This is a genomic window from uncultured Sunxiuqinia sp., assembly GCF_947495665.1.
GTDB lineage: Bacteria > Bacteroidota > Bacteroidia > Bacteroidales > Prolixibacteraceae > Sunxiuqinia > Sunxiuqinia rutila.
Window position 1 is genome coordinate 570515 of sequence record NZ_CANLZV010000001.1, and the last position, 17411, is coordinate 587925.

General features: G+C 44.0%; 18 protein-coding genes. 5 read left to right on the forward strand and 13 right to left on the reverse strand.

The window, feature by feature from the left end:
* Positions 1–25: 25 nt before the first annotated feature.
* The 4 genes from Q1A18_RS02485 to Q1A18_RS02500 are packed head-to-tail and all read right to left on the reverse strand — an operon-like array spanning position 26 to position 5873.
* Complete coding sequence (locus Q1A18_RS02485; protein WP_299576995.1) at positions 26–3415, reverse strand: SUMF1/EgtB/PvdO family nonheme iron enzyme; 3390 nt, start codon at positions 3413–3415, stop codon at positions 26–28.
* 4 nt (positions 3416–3419) lie between these two features.
* Positions 3420–4190 (reverse strand): IclR family transcriptional regulator, encoded by a 771-nt coding sequence (locus tag Q1A18_RS02490; RefSeq protein ID WP_299576997.1) that lies wholly within the window; start codon positions 4188–4190, stop codon positions 3420–3422.
* Between the two features lie 6 nt (positions 4191–4196).
* Positions 4197–5102 (reverse strand): hypothetical protein, encoded by a 906-nt coding sequence (locus Q1A18_RS02495; protein WP_299576999.1) that lies wholly within the window; start codon positions 5100–5102, stop codon positions 4197–4199.
* 6 nt (positions 5103–5108) lie between these two features.
* Positions 5109–5873: a hypothetical protein gene (locus Q1A18_RS02500; protein ID WP_299577001.1), complete on the reverse strand. Its 765-nt coding sequence runs from the start codon at positions 5871–5873 to the stop codon at positions 5109–5111.
* A gap of 273 nt (positions 5874–6146) precedes the next feature.
* Here Q1A18_RS02500 and Q1A18_RS02505 point away from each other — a divergent pair, with 273 nt between their 5' ends.
* The 3 genes from Q1A18_RS02505 to Q1A18_RS02510 all read left to right on the forward strand — a co-directional run bounded on the left by Q1A18_RS02505 (position 6147) and on the right by Q1A18_RS02510 (position 8534).
* Positions 6147–6329 (forward strand): BCCT family transporter, encoded by a 183-nt coding sequence (locus Q1A18_RS02505; RefSeq protein ID WP_299577003.1) that lies wholly within the window; start codon positions 6147–6149, stop codon positions 6327–6329.
* A 28-nt stretch (positions 6330–6357) separates the two neighbouring features.
* Positions 6358–6570, forward strand: a complete 213-nt coding sequence (locus tag Q1A18_RS19085; RefSeq protein WP_363322864.1) for a BCCT family transporter — start codon at positions 6358–6360, stop codon at positions 6568–6570.
* Positions 6571–7247: 677 nt separating this feature from the next.
* On the forward strand, positions 7248–8534 hold the full coding sequence (locus tag Q1A18_RS02510; RefSeq protein WP_299577005.1) for a nucleoside recognition domain-containing protein: 1287 nt from the start codon (positions 7248–7250) through the stop codon (positions 8532–8534).
* On the opposite strand, the gene Q1A18_RS02515 is transcribed toward Q1A18_RS02510, so the two are convergent.
* The 6 genes from Q1A18_RS02515 to Q1A18_RS02540 form a co-directional block, all read right to left on the reverse strand.
* Positions 8531–8941, reverse strand: a complete 411-nt coding sequence (locus Q1A18_RS02515) for a Dabb family protein (protein WP_299577007.1) — start codon at positions 8939–8941, stop codon at positions 8531–8533. The genes Q1A18_RS02510 and Q1A18_RS02515 overlap by 4 nt on opposite strands.
* A 105-nt stretch (positions 8942–9046) precedes the next feature.
* Positions 9047–9853, reverse strand: a complete 807-nt coding sequence (gene kdsA, locus Q1A18_RS02520; protein WP_299577009.1) for a 3-deoxy-8-phosphooctulonate synthase — start codon at positions 9851–9853, stop codon at positions 9047–9049.
* Between the two features lie 143 nt (positions 9854–9996).
* A complete protein-coding gene (gene nadD / locus Q1A18_RS02525; RefSeq protein WP_299577011.1) occupies positions 9997–10569 on the reverse strand; it encodes a nicotinate (nicotinamide) nucleotide adenylyltransferase in 573 nt (190 codons plus the stop codon).
* A gap of 9 nt (positions 10570–10578) precedes the next feature.
* Positions 10579–11148, reverse strand: a complete 570-nt coding sequence (gene gmk, locus Q1A18_RS02530) for a guanylate kinase (RefSeq protein WP_299577013.1) — start codon at positions 11146–11148, stop codon at positions 10579–10581.
* Positions 11149–11183: 35 nt separating this feature from the next.
* Positions 11184–12059: a DUF1732 domain-containing protein gene (locus Q1A18_RS02535; protein ID WP_299577015.1), complete on the reverse strand. Its 876-nt coding sequence runs from the start codon at positions 12057–12059 to the stop codon at positions 11184–11186.
* A gap of 155 nt (positions 12060–12214) precedes the next feature.
* On the reverse strand, positions 12215–13159 hold the full coding sequence (locus Q1A18_RS02540) for a diacylglycerol kinase family protein (protein WP_299577017.1): 945 nt from the start codon (positions 13157–13159) through the stop codon (positions 12215–12217).
* A gap of 58 nt (positions 13160–13217) precedes the next feature.
* Here Q1A18_RS02540 and Q1A18_RS02545 point away from each other — a divergent pair, with 58 nt between their 5' ends.
* Positions 13218–14357 carry a phosphatase domain-containing protein gene (locus tag Q1A18_RS02545; protein ID WP_299577019.1) on the forward strand — a complete coding sequence of 380 codons (1140 nt, stop codon included), beginning with the start codon at positions 13218–13220 and terminating at the stop codon, positions 14355–14357.
* Between the two features lie 115 nt (positions 14358–14472).
* Here the strand turns inward: Q1A18_RS02545 and Q1A18_RS02550 are convergent, their stop codons facing one another.
* The 3 genes from Q1A18_RS02550 to Q1A18_RS02560 form a co-directional block, all read right to left on the reverse strand.
* Positions 14473–14844 carry a hypothetical protein gene (locus Q1A18_RS02550; protein WP_299577021.1) on the reverse strand — a complete coding sequence of 124 codons (372 nt, stop codon included), beginning with the start codon at positions 14842–14844 and terminating at the stop codon, positions 14473–14475.
* 176 nt (positions 14845–15020) lie between these two features.
* On the reverse strand, positions 15021–15629 hold the full coding sequence (locus tag Q1A18_RS02555; RefSeq protein ID WP_299577023.1) for an aminotransferase class IV family protein: 609 nt from the start codon (positions 15627–15629) through the stop codon (positions 15021–15023).
* A complete protein-coding gene (locus Q1A18_RS02560; RefSeq protein WP_299577025.1) occupies positions 15613–16587 on the reverse strand; it encodes an aminodeoxychorismate synthase component I in 975 nt (324 codons plus the stop codon). Before Q1A18_RS02560 ends, Q1A18_RS02555 begins: the two co-directional genes overlap by 17 nt.
* Before the next feature lie 129 nt (positions 16588–16716).
* Here Q1A18_RS02560 and Q1A18_RS02565 point away from each other — a divergent pair, with 129 nt between their 5' ends.
* On the forward strand, positions 16717–17388 hold the full coding sequence (locus tag Q1A18_RS02565) for a YggS family pyridoxal phosphate-dependent enzyme (RefSeq protein ID WP_299577027.1): 672 nt from the start codon (positions 16717–16719) through the stop codon (positions 17386–17388).
* Positions 17389–17411 lie beyond the last annotated feature (23 nt).

The window sequence follows — 17411 nt, forward strand, 5'->3', positions numbered from 1 at the left end:
GCTTATATTCCTTAAGAATTTAATACTAGTCTTCTATTATTAATCTGAAACCAACATTGAACACTTTCTGATAGCTCAGATAACCTTCCTTGATTGCCGAAGTAGCGTACTTAGACCGGTCTCTCCATGAGCCACCTTTGGCCGTTTTCAGTTGTTCTTTATTCACTGAAAGGCCAAAGATAAAGTGTTTGTAATCGGATCGTGTCCATTCAGCCACGTTACCCAGCATATCATGCAAGCCCCATGCATTGGGATGGTATTGTCCTGTGTTTTGTGGTACCAGTATTCCATCGTTATAAAGGGTGTCGCGGGGTACAAAATCATAGTAGCGGCGGCGTGAATCCTTGTCATTCATTGGTTTTGGATCAACACCAATTACCGCCAGGTCCTTGAGGCTGATATCTGCCAGGTTTTCATACTTTGAGAAGTCATCATTTACGTTGCCAAAATACATGGGGGTGTTGCTTCCTGCCCGAGCAGCCCATTCCCATTGTTCTTCGGTTGGCAAGGTGATGTTTAAGCCTGTTTTATCGCTCAGGCGCTTGCTAAACTCCATGGCTTGCTCCCAGGAAACCCTGATGACCGGCATTTGATCCTCATTGGCCGGATACCCCGGAAAGATATGGTCTTTCCACTGTTGGTCTATTGCCCGGCTGTCGTGGTCTTGAAAGATGGTTCTGAAATGTTTGTTAGTCACCTCGGTCTTCATCATCCAGAAGGGTTTTTCGATGGTCACAATTTTTTCCTCCTGATCAGGTTGTCCGGCATTATCTCCCATAATATAGGTTCCCGCAGGGATGCGAATAAAGTCAAGCACGATGCCGTTGCCAATATCTACCTGTTTGGTAAGTGCGTTATTGACTGCTGACTCTTCCTGAAGCTTTTTAACATCATCGGCTGATATCGGCCAGCCATTTAGCTCTAACGGTGCCTTCTTTTGGGGGTTGTAGTCTGGCATGATAGGAGTGATTGGGCCAGTTTCTTTTCTCTTCCGGTTGGCTTTTTCCAACTCTTGTTTACTATTAATGCACACGTTAGCAAATTGTTTGGCTAGTTCTTTTCTTCTTTCGTACTGGTTGTAGCCATTAAACTCCGGCGCATTATACTCGCCATAATACGGAACGTTTAAGTCAATCCAGGTTAGCAAGCGATCCCACTCTTCCTCGTTCAGTTCAACCCCATAATGACCTTTACCCAGAATCTGAACCAGGTCGCTGGTATTGGCATAATAGTCCATAGGCTCAAGGGTATAAAAGTCTGATTCGCACCCGGGTCTTCTCACATAGGGATGAAGAGCCATATATGATTTTGAGAATCCATTGTATCCACTATTCTCGTCACTTGAAAAGTCAGGGATAGATGAGCTGTTTCCATTATGACAGGCAACGCATCGTTTCTCAATAATGGGTTTAACCTCGTTATTATAGGTGAATGGACGGATATCGCCATACCAATCAGTGATTTCAGAGGGTTGTTTCCTCGATGCAGCGGTAAATCTGGATTTGGGCATGGTGTTTTGCGACTCGTGACAACCGACGCAGCTGACTACCTCGCCGGGCATGCCTGTCATCCAGCTGCGCATTAGCTGAAGCGAAGCACCGTTTTCGTCTAAAGGCTGAAGGGAGACAGGGGTGTTGGCAGGTATCTTGAAGGTCGCCGAACCGTCTTCTTCAACCGGTACTGTACCTAATATGCGTTTCACATCCCAGCTGCTTTCCAGGCCAATTATATCGTGACCGCCCCGTTTATTATAGCTGTATTCGTAGGTGAAAATACGCAATTGTTTTACCGTTCCCCGTGGTACACCTTCCAGTCCTTGTCCCTGATAAATGTCCATTATATACACTGTTGAGGTGGAGTCGGTAAGGTTGACGCGCTCAGGTATAACTGGTGGAACAGGGCGTTTCTTAAGTAGGTTAGGCTCAACTAAAGCAGCTCCTTCCTCTTCGTGCACCAGTGTCATGTTATCAAATTTGTCAACCAGATAGATGCCCCATAACTCATCAGGACCCATTTTAGCTGAAACAAGAAAATAATTTTCACTTAAGGGGTAGGGGGTTAAAAACTGTGGCCAGACACCATCTACCAATCGGTCCTTAATTATTGGTTCTACTGTTTTGCCATGGCCAGGAATTTCCTGCACAACGCCATCTGCTTCTTTTCTCCCTTTAACCGGATCAAAGATTATCAGGCGGCCCGATCTGGCTATGCCATGATGACCGGATACAATACCAACGAATTGAGAAGGATGATTGGGAATGGGTTTAACATCAAACAACGAATTAGGGAAATATGAGCCACTGCCATAGTATTCCTTTTTAGTTGTTCCATCCGGATTCATGTTCATGAGAATACGGGTAAAGTAATGTGAGTTATCGGTGTATTCCCACCTGAGATAACAGACTTTTCCGTTATTGAGCACCACGGGATTCCATTCGCTCTCTTGTCCGAAATTCAGTTGTCTCAAGCCATTGTTCTCAGGATCGAGCAGGTGTAAGCTTGATGCTTTGTTATTACCTCCGACACAAGGCACAGCTACATACGCCGCTGTTGTTGATAGAACTATCTTACCGTTAGGAAGGTAGCAGGGATCGAAATAATCAATATCATCATATCCTTCAGGAGTTAATACTGTTTTGCTCTGATTGGTGAGATTATGCTCCACTATCTGCCAGCGTTTATTGGACCCAACGGTTGCATATATAAGTCGTTTGCTATCCCAGTGTAAGTCGATGTCCATGATGGGAGCACCCTTGTTCGATTTTATTAGAGAGTTGACCTTTATATCTCCCTGAAGGTTGCTTAACACACATATATCATTGTTCCATCCTTGGCGTCTAATTTCATCGGCTGTTGACCAGTTGTTTTGATTGCGACCAATCTGAGCAGCCATTGCTTTACGGGCATTTTTCACCTTATGTCGGAGTACAAGTAACTCTTTATTATTCAGGTACGGGTTTTTGAGTAAAATAGCACGATGATGGTCCAGAAACTGTTGAACCTCATTGATGGCTTTTTTATCAAGTTGATAAATGCTGCTTTTGATTTTATTTATTCTGGCTTCTTTTTTATCAAGTTCTTTCAGGTAATTTTTGAGTTCTTTACCAGCTTGAGGATGCTTGGATAGGATATCTACGAGAGCTAGTTTGGTGCCGCTGAAAGATATCCATTTTAAGCTATTCTGGAGGGTGATAATGGTATTGATATCAGCCAGGAGTTGTTTTTTTAATTGGTTATCTTCCGTGTTTTTGACTACAGTCGCGATATGATCAGGTTTGTCTAATTGACTTAAGGATAATTGAATAAGCGAGTCTGTTTTATGGTCTGTGTTTTTATAATTAGCTTGCGCTGTGCTGGAGATAAGCAAGCCAATACACACGGTAAAAAAAATGGAGAGTTTATTGATTTGTTTCATGAAGTTAATCATTTATGTAGCCTAATTGTTTTGAAATTTCCAGAGCATATTGAGTAATTATTTTTCCATTCTTATCAAAGTCTTCCTTTAATAAGCGCGATGAAGGACCGGTTGTCCATATGAGTGCGACAGGCTGACCATTGGATGAAAATATTGGGGCTGAAATACAGTGAACCCCTTCCATTTCTTCAGCACAGTCTATTGCGTATCCTTGTTCTTTTATGCCTTTAAGGTGTTTTCTCAGAATTGATTTATCGGTGATGGAGTTTTGATTATATCGTTTCATTTCCAGTCGGTCGATAATTGCCTCTCTTTCCTGCTTGTCGCAAAAGGCTAGATAAGCTTTACCCGGCGCTGATATGTGCATTTCAACTTTTTTCCCAGGTCTTAGGTAAAAGGTAAATGGATGGTTGCCAATGACCTGCTCCAGCATCACAATTTTATCATCAACCATGGTGCCAAGCAAAACCGTTTCGTTAATTTCATCCTTCAAGAGTCGCATTATGCTTAATGATTTTTCAATCAGGTTTTCGTTACCCATGCCAGCTAGACCAAGTGTCAGGAACTTTTTCGTTAACCGGAAACAGCTATTCGTTTCCTTGTACAGATAACCATGGTTAACAAAGGTGTTCAAAATACGAAAAACGGACGTCTTCGCTAATCCTGTCATATCGATAAGCGCTTGGAGCGTCATGCCATTCGGATGCCTGGAAAGTATCTCAATAATGGCTATTGCTTTATCAATATTCGGTACCGTGTTGGGTTGTTTATTCATAATCTTTTATCTGAATAGTTCTCCATGTTCCATTTTGCCTTCAATATCAAGTATCTGCATGGTGGATATCATGCCCAGTTTTTCCCAGTTGTTAAACTCCCAGACTACTTTCTTTTCCCGGGTTATCTCAAAAACCTGTGCTTGTCCGTTTTTGTGACCATGACCACCCCAATTGCAGATGACTGTATTGCCGTTGGGTAGGCGTTGAACATTGGCAACAAAACGCAAGGGATGGTCGGGTATCTCATTTTCTTCAACTGTCCACACTTCATTGCCCTCTTTGTCGATTTCAACCAGACGGTGTCCATCGCCACAGGCTATCAGCGTATTTCCATTGCTCAGGCGAATGGAGGAGAACGCATTCCCTTTGATTGGGATGGTTCTGATAATGTTTCCTTTTGTGTCAAATTCGCAAACTTTGTTTTCCCTGAAATAGCCTATCAAATAGGTTTTATCAGGTGTTTGCCTGATATTGCGAAACTGGGCGTGCGGATTTTTCATGGAAGTTGGGATGATCAACTCCCTTTTTACCTTGCCTTTTCGGTTAATTTCTTTCAATAATGCAGGGGTGCCGTTTTGTATGATCAATATGTTTCCGTTGCGTAGCATGGATGCCGATTGAACCTCCGTATTTGGTGCTCCTTTATATTCCCATAGGACTTCTTTCTGTAAAGACACCAGTTTGGCGCCTGTGCTGCAGCTAAACAGTACGGTACTATCCGATAATAAACTCACATCATTGCATTCTTTACCGGCAGGATAGCTCCATTCAATGTCACCTTGTTCATTAACAATAACGATGTTTTTCATACCACTTCCTGAAGCAATAAAACGGTGTTCTACTTCCTGTCCTGTTGCATGGAGGGAGAGGAGTATTATGGTCAATGTAAGAAATGATTTAATCTGTTTCATACTCGCTTAAAATTTAGAACTGATACCCAATGAAAACCAAAATTCATCTTCTATATCATTTCGCTGGTTAAAAGACCATTGCTTGTTGATGGCAGCAGAAAGTTTGACAGCTTTTACTTTAAGCGAAGAGGAGATGTGCGAAGTCGCATGGGTCCAGCCAGAACCTCCGTCAAATACGCCAGTATGATAGTTTACTGTACTTCCTATTTTAATGCGGCTCAAAACTGGAATAGTGTAAAAAAGGGAACACTCGTGAATGGTTCCATCGGTAAAGTCAATGCTTCCGAACGGACGAATGTAATACATGTTATAAGCGGGTATAACTGGACTATTGGCGATTTTGACAAGGTTGGTGAAAGTGATGCCTAGATTGTACTTCCATAGCATTTTTGTTTTGCTTGAACCATCCGTTGTGGCCATTTTTACATTGGGACAAACAACATAGTCAATAAAGCTATTGAGCTTTATGGCGAATCGTTTCTTTTTCAGAGCCTCTTTGTTATACTTCAGGAAAAACTCAATGTCGTCGTTGAAGCTCAGATTGCGGTCAGTAGGCAGAGATGCCCAGGCAGCCAGTGAAAAATCGGTTTTGGGGATGGCATACTCGAGATAAGGATGTATAACCGGACCGTTATTAATATTTATATCCCAACCGTGCCATATTGAGCTGCTGGCTGTTGTTAAGTCGGCATAAAACATTTTGTCTTTCTGTCCCTTTGCAAAGGTTGAGCAGAAAACAATACTGATAATTACAATTGTTATTTTTTTCATATGATAGTTCAAATAAGAAACACGGTTTCTGGATTCAAATATAGAATCTTTTTTTTTATTTCCATCCATGATTTTTGACAGACCTTTTTTTTTCTAAACATATTCATTCCAAAGTTTTAAACTTTTTGAAAAGTTTAGATTTTCATTCCTGTTGATGTCATGATATCGTTGAAGTCGCAGATTACTGTTTTAATGTGACAAAGTTATTAGCCTGAGGTCGGCAAGTATCTTCTGTTGATTCTGGGTAATCAGGTTGAGGCTGCAAAATCAACCATGGACATTACTCTCCTTGGCGACAAAAAATACGGGCCTACAGGCGACAGCATTGATATTATTTCAGTGATTGCTACCATTTTTGATTTGGCTAACATCATAGGTATTGGGGGCAACAGGTTAATGACGGACTTGATCAACCAGTCAATGTCGCAATCAGCACCAATACGCCAATTATACTAATCATACTTATTACTGCCGTTGCTAGCCTATCGTTAGTAAAGGTGTTAGACGATTAAGCGAGTGGAACATGCGATTAGCAGTGGGCTACCTTATTTTTATGATTGTTGTGGGGGCGACCATATTCGTGTTCATATCCTTTGTACAAATCGTAGGTTATTCTAATGGCGACTTTTTTGAAATCAGAAGCAGATTTTCCATGCTCTTTGCCGCCAAAGTATTTATGAACTGGAGTATTCAATAACTTTAAAAGTCCAATTCCCCAACTTCACCGGCAGGTGAAAAGCGCGCTGGCCGAAAATTTGGCCCGGGTCAGCGGGGCCCTTGCGGGCGGAAGGATGAAATTTTCAGGCTGTTTCTTTTTTCCCTGCCCGTTCGGCAGGCGGGTGTTTCTTTTCATCGGAAAAGAAATGAAAGAACTCATTTAGCTAAGGCCTGACCATCAACAAAACCACCTCGTCACCGGTAAACCGGTGCCACTCCAGCTTGAAAAAAGAGGAGAAAAGACCTCAAGAATTTACGCACAATCCGAATAGTTGACGATCTGAGCATCTGAGAATCAGGGAAACAGGTAGAAGACAGCAAGGAGAAGGCACGATCCCACGAACACATGAACTTACGAACCTTGGTACTATCTGAACATCTGAGAATCAATTTTAACAGTCGAAGAGTAGCGAGAACAAAATCGAAAACCGATAACTGGAAACTGACAATAGCCTACAGATGGCTTCGCTGCGCTCGCAATGACGGAATTGGAACTCAGGTACTCAGCATTTTAAATTATCGATTCGCCGTTCGTTGGCGATCAGAACAGGGAAGCACTTGAAGGCTGATGCCCGATTTCTCAGGCTTTTTTTGTAGTTTCGGTTTTAATTTTGAGATCGAGTGCCCGGCTCCCGGGCTTTGAATAAGCTTATTGGTATGGTATTAAATTACATATGGATCGGATTCTTTCTGGTGGCCTTTGTGGTTGCTCTTATTCGCGTGATGGGATATTTGTTTCGCGACTTTTTTGCCGATGCGCTGGGCATTATTTTCACCGAAGTTGACCTGCATGTTTTTAAGGACATGGTGGATGCCTCCTTTTCGATGGCTACCGCCAGTGTCGAATTGATTATTGCGTTAATCGGTGTAATGGTGCTGTGGCTGGGCATTATGAAAGTTGGCGAAGACGGGGGGGCGGTGAACATTATTGCCCGGATTTTCGGACCGTTTTTTAACAAGCTTTTCCCGGAGCTGCCTAAAAATCATAAATCGATTGGGGCCATGATGATGAACCTTTCGGCCAATATGCTGGGGCTGGACAATGCGGCAACACCGCTGGGCCTGAAAGCCATGGAGGACTTGCAGGAGCTGAACGTGGAAAAGGACAAAGCCTCGAACGCGCAGATTATGTTTTTGGTGCTGAATACCTCGGGGCTGACGGTGATTCCGGTGAGTATTCTGGCTTACCGGGTGGCTGCTGAGTCGCAAATGGTTTCGGTGGTTTTCCTGCCCATCTTGTTAGCCACCTATTTCTCCACCCTTGCCGGTCTCATTTCGGTATCAATCTACCAACGAATCAATCTTTTTAACAAAACCGTGCTGGCCTACCTTGGAACAGCAACCGCTTTGATTGCCGCCCTGTTGTGGTGGTTCTCCGGCATGACACAGGACCAAATCACCGAGGTATCGTCTTTTGGCGGTAACCTGATCATCTTTCTGATTATTATTGCCTTTATCTTTTTGGCATTTCGCAAGAAGATTGACGTTTACAATTCCTTCATTACCGGGGCGAAAGATGGGTTCAATGTCGCCATTAAAATCATTCCTTACCTGGTGGCCATGTTGGTCGGAATCGGCGTATTCCGGGCATCGGGAGCCATGGATTTGGTGATAAGTGGCATTAAAGGACTGGTTTCGCTGGTTGGGCTGAACACCGACTTTGTGGATGCCCTGCCCGTAGCTTTGATGAAACCGTTGAGTGGGAGCGGGGCACGCGGCGCCATGCTCGAAATTTATAATAACCCCGGTTTTGGGCCCGACTCTTTTGCCGGCTTGTTGTCCTCGGTTTTTCAAGGCTCAACCGAAACCACCTTTTATACCCTGGCGGTTTACTTTGGCGCGGTCGGAATATCAAGAACCCGCTATACGGTGGTGTGCGGCTTAATTGCTGACCTTACCGGGATTATTGCAGCGATTCTGATCGCTTACCTGTTCTTTCATTAAAGGGCATCGTAAACAATCACCTTTTCCCATAAATCGCCATACTCTTCAATAAATTTCAGATGAGTCGGATGGGTTTGGTAAGTTTCCTGGTCGGCCGGATTGTCGAAAACAGCCAGGTAGGAATAGCTGAACGAATCATCCACCACATCGCGGTGGGACGCAACAGCTTTGCCCCAGTGGTACATTTTAATTTCGGAGATGCTAACCAGCAGTTGCAGGCCTTCCTCAAAGCGTTTGCAATCGGCGGGCTTTTCCGGGTGTTTAAGCCAGAAATAAACCTGGTGCATGAAACTGCCTTTCAGCGCAATTTGCATTCCATTTGCCGGAGCCGAATGGATCAATTGCGGAGCCGCTAAAAGACTTGCTCCAGCCAGTGACTTCTTCAAGAATGAACGTCGATTTTTCATAATCAGTTATGGTTTTAGGTGAAGAAACAGCTGAAAACGTCCGCTTAAGTTGGTGGAATCGTGTTTAGCTGCCTCTTACTGGTTTTTACGGTTTTGTGCGTTGGCCTACAGCTGGTCAACAACCTGTTTAAGTTTAACCAGTTTGGTCAGCAGGTCTTCCAACAGATCAAGTTTCAGCATATTGGCTCCATCCGATTTGGCAACTGCCGGATTGGGGTGCGTTTCAATAAAAATTCCGTCGGCACCAACAGCCATCGCTGCCTTGGCAATGGTTTCAATCAGTTCGGGTTTTCCTCCGGTAACACCACTGGTTTGATTGGGCTGCTGCAACGAGTGAGTAATGTCCATAATCACCGGACAATTGTTCGCCTTCATCACCGGAATGCCCCGGTAGTCAACCACCAAGTCCTGGTAACCAAAGGTGGTTCCGCGCTCGGTAAGCATCACATGGTCGTTGCCGGCATCGCGCACTTTGCCAACAGCAAACTGCATGGATTCAGCCGACAAAAATTGGCCTTTCTTGATGTTTACCACTTTGCCGGTTTCGGCTGCCGCTACCAGCAAGTCGGTTTGGCGGCAAAGGAAAGCCGGAATCTGCAACACATCAACATATTTTGCTGCCAAGGCTGCCTCGCTGGCCGAGTGGATGTCTGTTACGGTAGGAATGTTGAACTTCTCGCCTACAGCTTTCAGAATGCTCAGGGCCTTTTCGTCGCCAATGCCTGTGAAGGAGTCAATCCGCGAGCGGTTGGCTTTGCGGTACGAACCTTTAAAAACGAATGGAATTTCCAGCCGGTCGCAAATGGTGGCTATTTTTTCTGCTATATCAAAGGCCATTGATTCTCCTTCAATGACACAAGGACCTGCCAGCAAAAGGAAATTTTTGCCGGCATGTTTAAGTTTTGGAATCATCTTCTCTTTTTTTAGGCGAAGATACAAATTGCAAGGAAACCTGAAGGAATTGCGGGCAGAATAATGACCGGCTGAGAGCAGGAGGACGGATGTAAGCGGAAAAACTAGCCCGTTGCCAGGCCGCCAGCTTATGAAAGCGATACTTACTGGTAGAAACGCATTTCTTCGATGTACTGCCAGGTAGCCGGTGGAATAAAGTGCCGGATGTCTTTGCCATTGGCAATGGCTTTTCGGATAAATGAAGCCGAAATTTCCATGACCGGAGCATCGATAAATTGGATGTTGGGATGGCTTTTCAGCTGATCTTTGTCAAAGCCCGGACGCGGATAAACAAGCAGCTTATAGTTGTCCAGCAGCATGTCCACATTCTTCCATTTATCAATCGATTCGAGGTTATCCGCCCCCATGATCAGGTAGAAATCATACGACGGGTATTGGTCCTTCAAATACGTCAGCGTATCGATGGTGTAGGAGGGGCGGGGAAGGTTGAACTCGATGGAAGAAGCCTGAAACCGATAATCTTTGCCAATGGCCCGATTGACCAATTCAAGCCGCTGGTAGTTGTCCAGCAGCTTTTGCTTGGTTTTAAATGGGCTTTGGGGGCTTACAACAAACCACAGCTGGTCAATTTCAGAAAATTCAACCAGGTAGTTGGCAATGGCTAAATGGCCAATATGAATGGGGTTAAATGTTCCGAAATAGAGTCCAACTTTCATAACCGATGTTTAGCGATGGATAAAATCAGTGACTAGTTTTTCGGCATTGGCCAAGGTAACCGACAACTCTTCGCTAACCAAAATCACATCGAAATTGGGGGCGAAGGTTAATTCGTAAGCGGCTTTTTCCACCCGCTTTTCAATTACCTCGGGCGCATCGGTTGAGCGTCCGACCAACCGGTTGCGCAACTCCTCAATGGAAGGGGGCTGAATGAAAATGGCCAGCGCTTCGTCGCCATAGTATTTTTTGATGTTGATTCCACCGACCACATCCACGTCAAACACCACGTGTTTTCCCTTGTTGCGAATGCGTTCCACTTCCTCTTTTAAGGAACCGTAGCTAGTTCCGGGGTAAACTTCTTCCCACTCCAGAAAGTCGCCATTGGCCACCTTTTGCTGAAACTCGTCCTGGCTCAGGAAATAATAGTCCTTGCCATGGGTTTCGGTGTGGCGGGGTGGGCGGCTGGTGGCTGAAATCGAAAACTCCAGTCCCAAATTCTGACTCAACAGATGTTTGACAACGGTTGTTTTGCCAGCTCCGGAAGGGGCCGAAAATATAATTAATTTACCTTTTTTCATGTTCAACTAAATTCTAAAAATGGCTGTGTGCCCGTTTACAGGATGTTTAGCATTTGTTCTTTGATACGCTCCAGGGCGTCTTTCATTTGCACCACAATACGCTGGATGTTGCTTTCATTGGCTTTACTTCCCAGGGTATTGATTTCGCGACCAATTTCCTGTGCAATAAAACCCAGTTTTTTTCCGGCTACTTCATGGCTTTCCATGGTTTCCAGGAAATAATTGCAATGGTTGAGCAAGCGCACCTTCTCTTCGTTGATGTCCAGTTTTTCCATATAATAGATCAACTCCTGCTCAAAACGATTCTGGTCGTAGTTGCCATTCAGGTTCAACTCATTCAAGCTGTCTGAAATACGTGTTTTAACATTTTCCAGCCGTTGCTTTTCGAAGGGTTCAACCTGTTCCATCAATTGCATGATCTCCTGTATGTTTGAGCGAATGTCCTTTTCCAGGGCAATGCCTTCCTGAGCCCGAAATTGATCAACCGATGCAATTACTTTTTGAACGTTGGCATAAATGGTTTCCCATTCTTTTTCATCCAGTTCTTCATAAACTGTTTTTACCGTGTCGGGCAACCGCATGATGGATTGCATGATCTGGTCGGTAATGGGCAGACCCAGTTTTTCGTGGATGCTACTCAGCTGGCGGTAATAGGCTGCTACAATGTTTTCGTTGATGGCTGAATTACTCTCGGTACCCAGGTTTTCCAGGTAAAGCGAGAAATCCATTTTTCCGCGCACCAGTTTTTCATTGATTTCTTTCCGTATTACAATATCCTTTTCACGGTAAAGGGCCGGTATCCGGGAGTTAATATCCAGTTGCTTGCTGTTCAGTGTTTTCAGCTCAATCGTAATTTTTTTGTTTCCGGTTTCAAATTCGGCTTTTCCGTAGCCAGTCATCGATTTGATCATGCGGTAATTTTTAGTTGCCTGCAAAGTTAATATTTTAATAGGAGTTCAAGGGCATGCTCAAGTAAGTTTTTAAGGTCATGCAGGGCTTGACGGAGAAAGTTGGAATCCTGGATTTTTATTGGTTGAGCGTGGCATTGTTTCATCGGAAACTTAAATTAGGTTTCGTCAGTTAAGCTTGAAAAGAAATATTTGCTGCGACGTTCCGGGATTAGTATTTCCAGCGCCTGAGGATTTATTTCCACGTTTATCTCCTTTAAGCGTCCAATAAGTTCCCCATCAATTTGGAGTTCCTTTTTACCGTAATTATGGATGGTCACCTTTTGGGCACTAAAGCTTTTAATATAGTCTAATTCGTGAATTTTGTGGGTGAAGAAGGGAATGATCATTTGAAATAAATGCCACATGGAGTAGGGACGGACAAAAATGATTTCAAACTGCCCGTCGCTGATGTTTCCCCGGGGATTGATGACGGCACCTGTTCCATATTTTGTTGCATTGGCTATGACCACCATATGTGCTTTTTGGGTGATTTTTTTTTGATCCAGCGTTACTGCAAATTTGAAGGGTTTAGCAGCAAAAAGCTCTTGGATGAAATGTTTGGCGTAACCTGTAAAACCCCGGATGCTGTCGCGTTCAAAACGTTTGATAACCTGAGCATTTATGCCAATGTCGGCCAGGTGAAGCGACAAGTGCGTGCCGTTGATTGTTATTGTGTCGATGGCTCTTGTTTTCCGGGCTGCAACAACTTCCAGAGCATCAGACAGGGTTTGCGGAATGTTCAGTTCTCTGGCCAGCCCATTGGCTGAGCCCATGGGGATTATTCCCATGATAATTTTTCCATTGATCAGAATTTTGGCGACCAGGTTGCTGGTCCCGTCACCACCAACAGCTACGACTTTGTCCGGGGCAAATCTCCGGATTGCTTCAGCAATGAGCTGGTTGTCCTTTTCGCCTTTAGTATACTGAATTTCAAAAGCAAAATTTCGTTTCTCCGAAAATGTTTCAATTTTTTCTTTAAGGTCATCTTTAACGATGTCACCCGCAATTGGGTTGACTATAAATAGGATTCTTTGCGGTTTGTTCAATGACTTGTTTGGCATATGTTATGCATCTTTTTTTGTTTGTAAGCTATAAAACTCATGCCAAAAAAGTAGACTTATGGTTAAGGCACCAAAAACATTTCGATACTTTAAGAAGATTACAAAAAGTGTTTATAAGCGCATCAAATTGTTTGTCAAGTACCGTTTGGGTTGGCTGAGGGTGCCTATTATTATCCCTTACCACGGGTATGGTGATGGTGAAACCTTGTTGGTGAGTGGTTATGTGACCGAAGACAAGGGAATGGCCAAGCCAGATGAGAAGCACACCCGATGGGAGAATCTGCTTGCGATGATTAAACGCTACTCAAGTGATGAAATTCCGGGGGCGCTTGTTACTATTGATGTTGACGGGCAACGGCAGGAGGCGACTACCGGCGACACGGGCCTGTTTAAAGTCAGGTTTGACACGGTTGCATTGTCGTCAAAGAAAAAGTCCGAATGGATTCCTTATGTTGCCACGCTTCACTCAGACATTACGGAAGATGACCGGCAGGTGAGGACCCGGGGTGAAATTCTGATTCCTGGAGCAGACTGCGAATTTGCCGTGGTGTCGGACGTAGATGATACCATTTTAGTTAGTCACGCAACACAAGCCCTGCGCAAGTTATGGTTGATGTTATGGCGGAATTCGCGTACGCGCAAACCTTTTCCGGGGGTGGCCGCTTTCTATCGGGCACTGCATGTTGGCCGGGATGGGAAGCAATTCAATCCTTTTTTCTACGTGTCGAGCAGCGAGTGGAATTTGTACGATTTGTTGGAAGATTTTTGCATTTACAACAGTTTCCCCAAAGGGGTGTTTTTGTTACGCGAGTTGAAGGTGAATATTTTGAAGTTCTGGAAATCGGGCGGTGGCGATCATCAGCATAAGTATCGAAAAATTAAAGCGCTGTTTGATACTTATCCCGGTATGTCCTTCATCCTGATTGGCGATAATGGACAGCACGATCCGGAAATTTACTCTCAAATTGCCAAAGAGTACCCGAGTCGTATTCGGGCGATTTACATTCGGGTGGTGAGAAAGAAAGGAAGATACAGACGACTGAGTGAAATTAAAGCACGGTTAGAGCTGCTCCATGTGCCTATGATTTTGGCTCACGATACCGTTGAGGCGGCTCGCCACGCGATAGAAAATAAATTAATAGCAGCAGATTCAGAAGCAGGTATCGTACTTGATGCTGAGGAAGATTCTTTACGATGAGGTCGCACATGATAGAAGCTCTTCTCATTTTTAAATCGACTTTCGGGATTTGAACGCTAAGCACAAAAAAGGATTGCCACCGGCAATCCTTTTTTCCTTTTAATAAGGTATTCATTTAGGCCTCATCATCGTTGTCCTCATCATCATCGTTGTCGCCCAGATTTTCGGCGATGTAGTCCAACTCGGCGTATTTGTCTTCATACTCCGAGCGCGATTCATCTTTCAGGGTGCCATCATCATCGTAATCATCATCATCGCTGATAATGTCCTCGGCTTGCTGAGTTGTCATTCGAACCAAATAGTATTTTTCATCCGTTTCGAATGGCAGGGCGCTTACCAGCAAGCCATCTTTATTGGTAAAGGTAATTAAGTGTTGGCTGAACCCTTCCGGGTACACTAATTTGATCTGCTCCTGGATTTTGTTTTCCAGCTTTTCAAAGTCTTTTATTACTCTTGGTTTATTGACAGCCATTGTTTTATCCTCCATATATTTTACGCCAAAGAAGGCAGTTTTTACCTTATTTTTTAAGTTTTAATCTTGTCGAAAAATACGAAAATGACTCAATAAAAAAATAGGTTTGATAGCATGCTCACTATTTTTTTTGTTTCGAACGGTATAAAATTGCGAAACAAAAAAGAGGCTCTTTGTTATTTGATTGACTATTAGCGGGTAGGTGCTTTTTTGATTTGGGAGGTTTCGAGCACAGGCATGTTATACAAGTTGTAAAAAACATTGATCAGACCCATTTTTGGGTATTCAAACAGCTCATTATCGGTGATGATGGCTTCGTGAATTTGCCCTTCATCGAGTAATTTTTGACGTTGGGTACCATGCAATAATGGATGAGCAGGAGTAACCCATTTTTCCCCATCAAAAAACACCAAGTTGGCAATAAAACTGTCGGTAACCAATCCTTGCTTAACGATGATGATTTCGTCGGCAGTTCCGCGCTGGTCATAGAGGCTTTGTAAGCGGGAACGGTCGGCAAACTTGTGGCTGTAGCTGATCTGGTCGTCATAAACCAGTTGCAGCGATTGGATCGACCGGGCTTGCCAGGGGATGAACTCCACTTTTTCAATGTTTTCACTATAAAGCACCCGGCAACGAAAGATTCCGTTCCGACAGTTTTCGGGTATCGTAATACGTTCGCTTAAGTCTTGTCCGGGCAATGAAAAGAGTTCCTGCCGGGCTTTGTTGTACCGCTGGTTGTGGTAAGGCAAATTTTGGAGTTTGCCGTTTTCCAGTTTGAGGGTTTCAAGCAAGAGGGACATAGACTTTTTTTACCAGTTCTTCGTATTCCGATTGACAGTCGCTTTGGAAGGTAATTCCACCGCCACTTTTAAAAATCAGCTTTTCGTTTTGCTGCTCAAGGTAGCGAATTAACACGCAGCTATCGAGATTTTTTCCGTCAAAAACACCAAACACGCCTGAATAATAACCGCGGTCGTAGTTTTCGGCTGCTTTAATAATCTCCACGGTTTTCTTCTTGGGGGCGCCACAAATTGAACCGGCAGGCAAAAGTTTGGCTATCAAGTCGCCTAGGTTTTTGCGGTAATGGGGCTGAAGCTTCCCGATGATTTTTGAGCTCATCTGCAGCAGTTCGTTCCGGTTGGACTTGATGTGGTCGAGGTAGCGAAATCTTTCCACCTGCACCTGGTCGGCTACCATGCTGATGTCGTTTCGAATCAGATCAACAATGGTGCTGTGCTCGGCCAGTTCTTTGGTGTCGTTCATCAGAATGGATGCGGCATTTTCCAGGGTTGCATCAATGGTGCCTTTCATGGGGTATGAGGAAATTTCATCGTTTTCAATCCGGACAAAAATTTCCGGGGAAAAGCATACAAATTTCTTGTTCAGCATGACTTTGTAGGGCGCATGGCTTTGATGAAAAATATCCTCCAGACTCAGGTTGGTTTCAATGCCACTGGGCATGGTCAGGTTAAGCAAATAACTGTCGCCGTTATGGATGTGGCGCTGAACCAAATCAAAGGCTTTCTGATAGCGTCCGTAATAAACCGGAAGCACTTTCCAGCGAAAGGGCTGGTTAATGGGTTTCTGCTCTTTAAAATTGGTATGTTTGGGGGTTTGCCACAGCAGTTGGCTCTGGCTTTCTTCCCATTCCAATACAATTGGTTTTTTAAAGTCGAAATCAATCAGAAAAGCAAAGGGACGCCTGGCTTGCCCCAACGCGTTCATCTTTAAAATAGTATCTTGTTTGCCGGTGTTCATGGAGGGCTCAAAGATAGGAAAATGCCGTGAAAACAGAGAGCGCCGTATTTTGATTCAGCCTTAAAATTAGCGAATTTTACCGGTGCAATTGAACCTGCTTTAGTAAATTTGTGCTACACATTATTAGATATGGAAATTACGGAGAATATTGAACGCATTAAAAAGGAAATTACCAGCGATGTTTGCCTGGTAGCGGTGTCGAAAACCAAACCCAAAGAAGCCATTCTGGAAGCTTACCAGGGCGGACAGCGGGTTTTCGGAGAGAATAAGGTGCAGGAATTGGTGCAAAAGTATGAGGATTTGCCCAAGGATATCGAATGGCACTTTATCGGGCACCTGCAAACCAATAAGGTGAAGTACCTGGCTCCTTTTGTGAGCTTGATTCATGGTGTTGATTCGTTGAAGCTGCTGAAAACCATCAATAAGGAAGGACAAAAAAACAAGCGGGTAATCCCTTGCTTGCTTCAGTTTCATATTGCTGAGGAAGAAACAAAATTTGGCTTGAACCTGGCTGAAGCCAAAGAACTTTTGGAAAGCGAAACTTTTGCTTCGCTCGACAATGTTGAGGTGCGGGGGGTGATGGGAATGGCTACCTATACCGATGATGAAAACCAGATTTGCAGAGAGTTTCGTTTGCTTAAGAAGCTCTTTGATGAGTTGAAAACCAGCTATTTTAAGGATCAACCTTCTTTTTGTGAAATCTCAATGGGGATGTCGGGTGATTATCAACTGGCTGTTAGAGAGGGGAGTACCATTGTTCGGGTGGGGAGTAAAATCTTTGGCGAACGGGACTACCATTGAATAACATGAAATTAGAGCGGTTT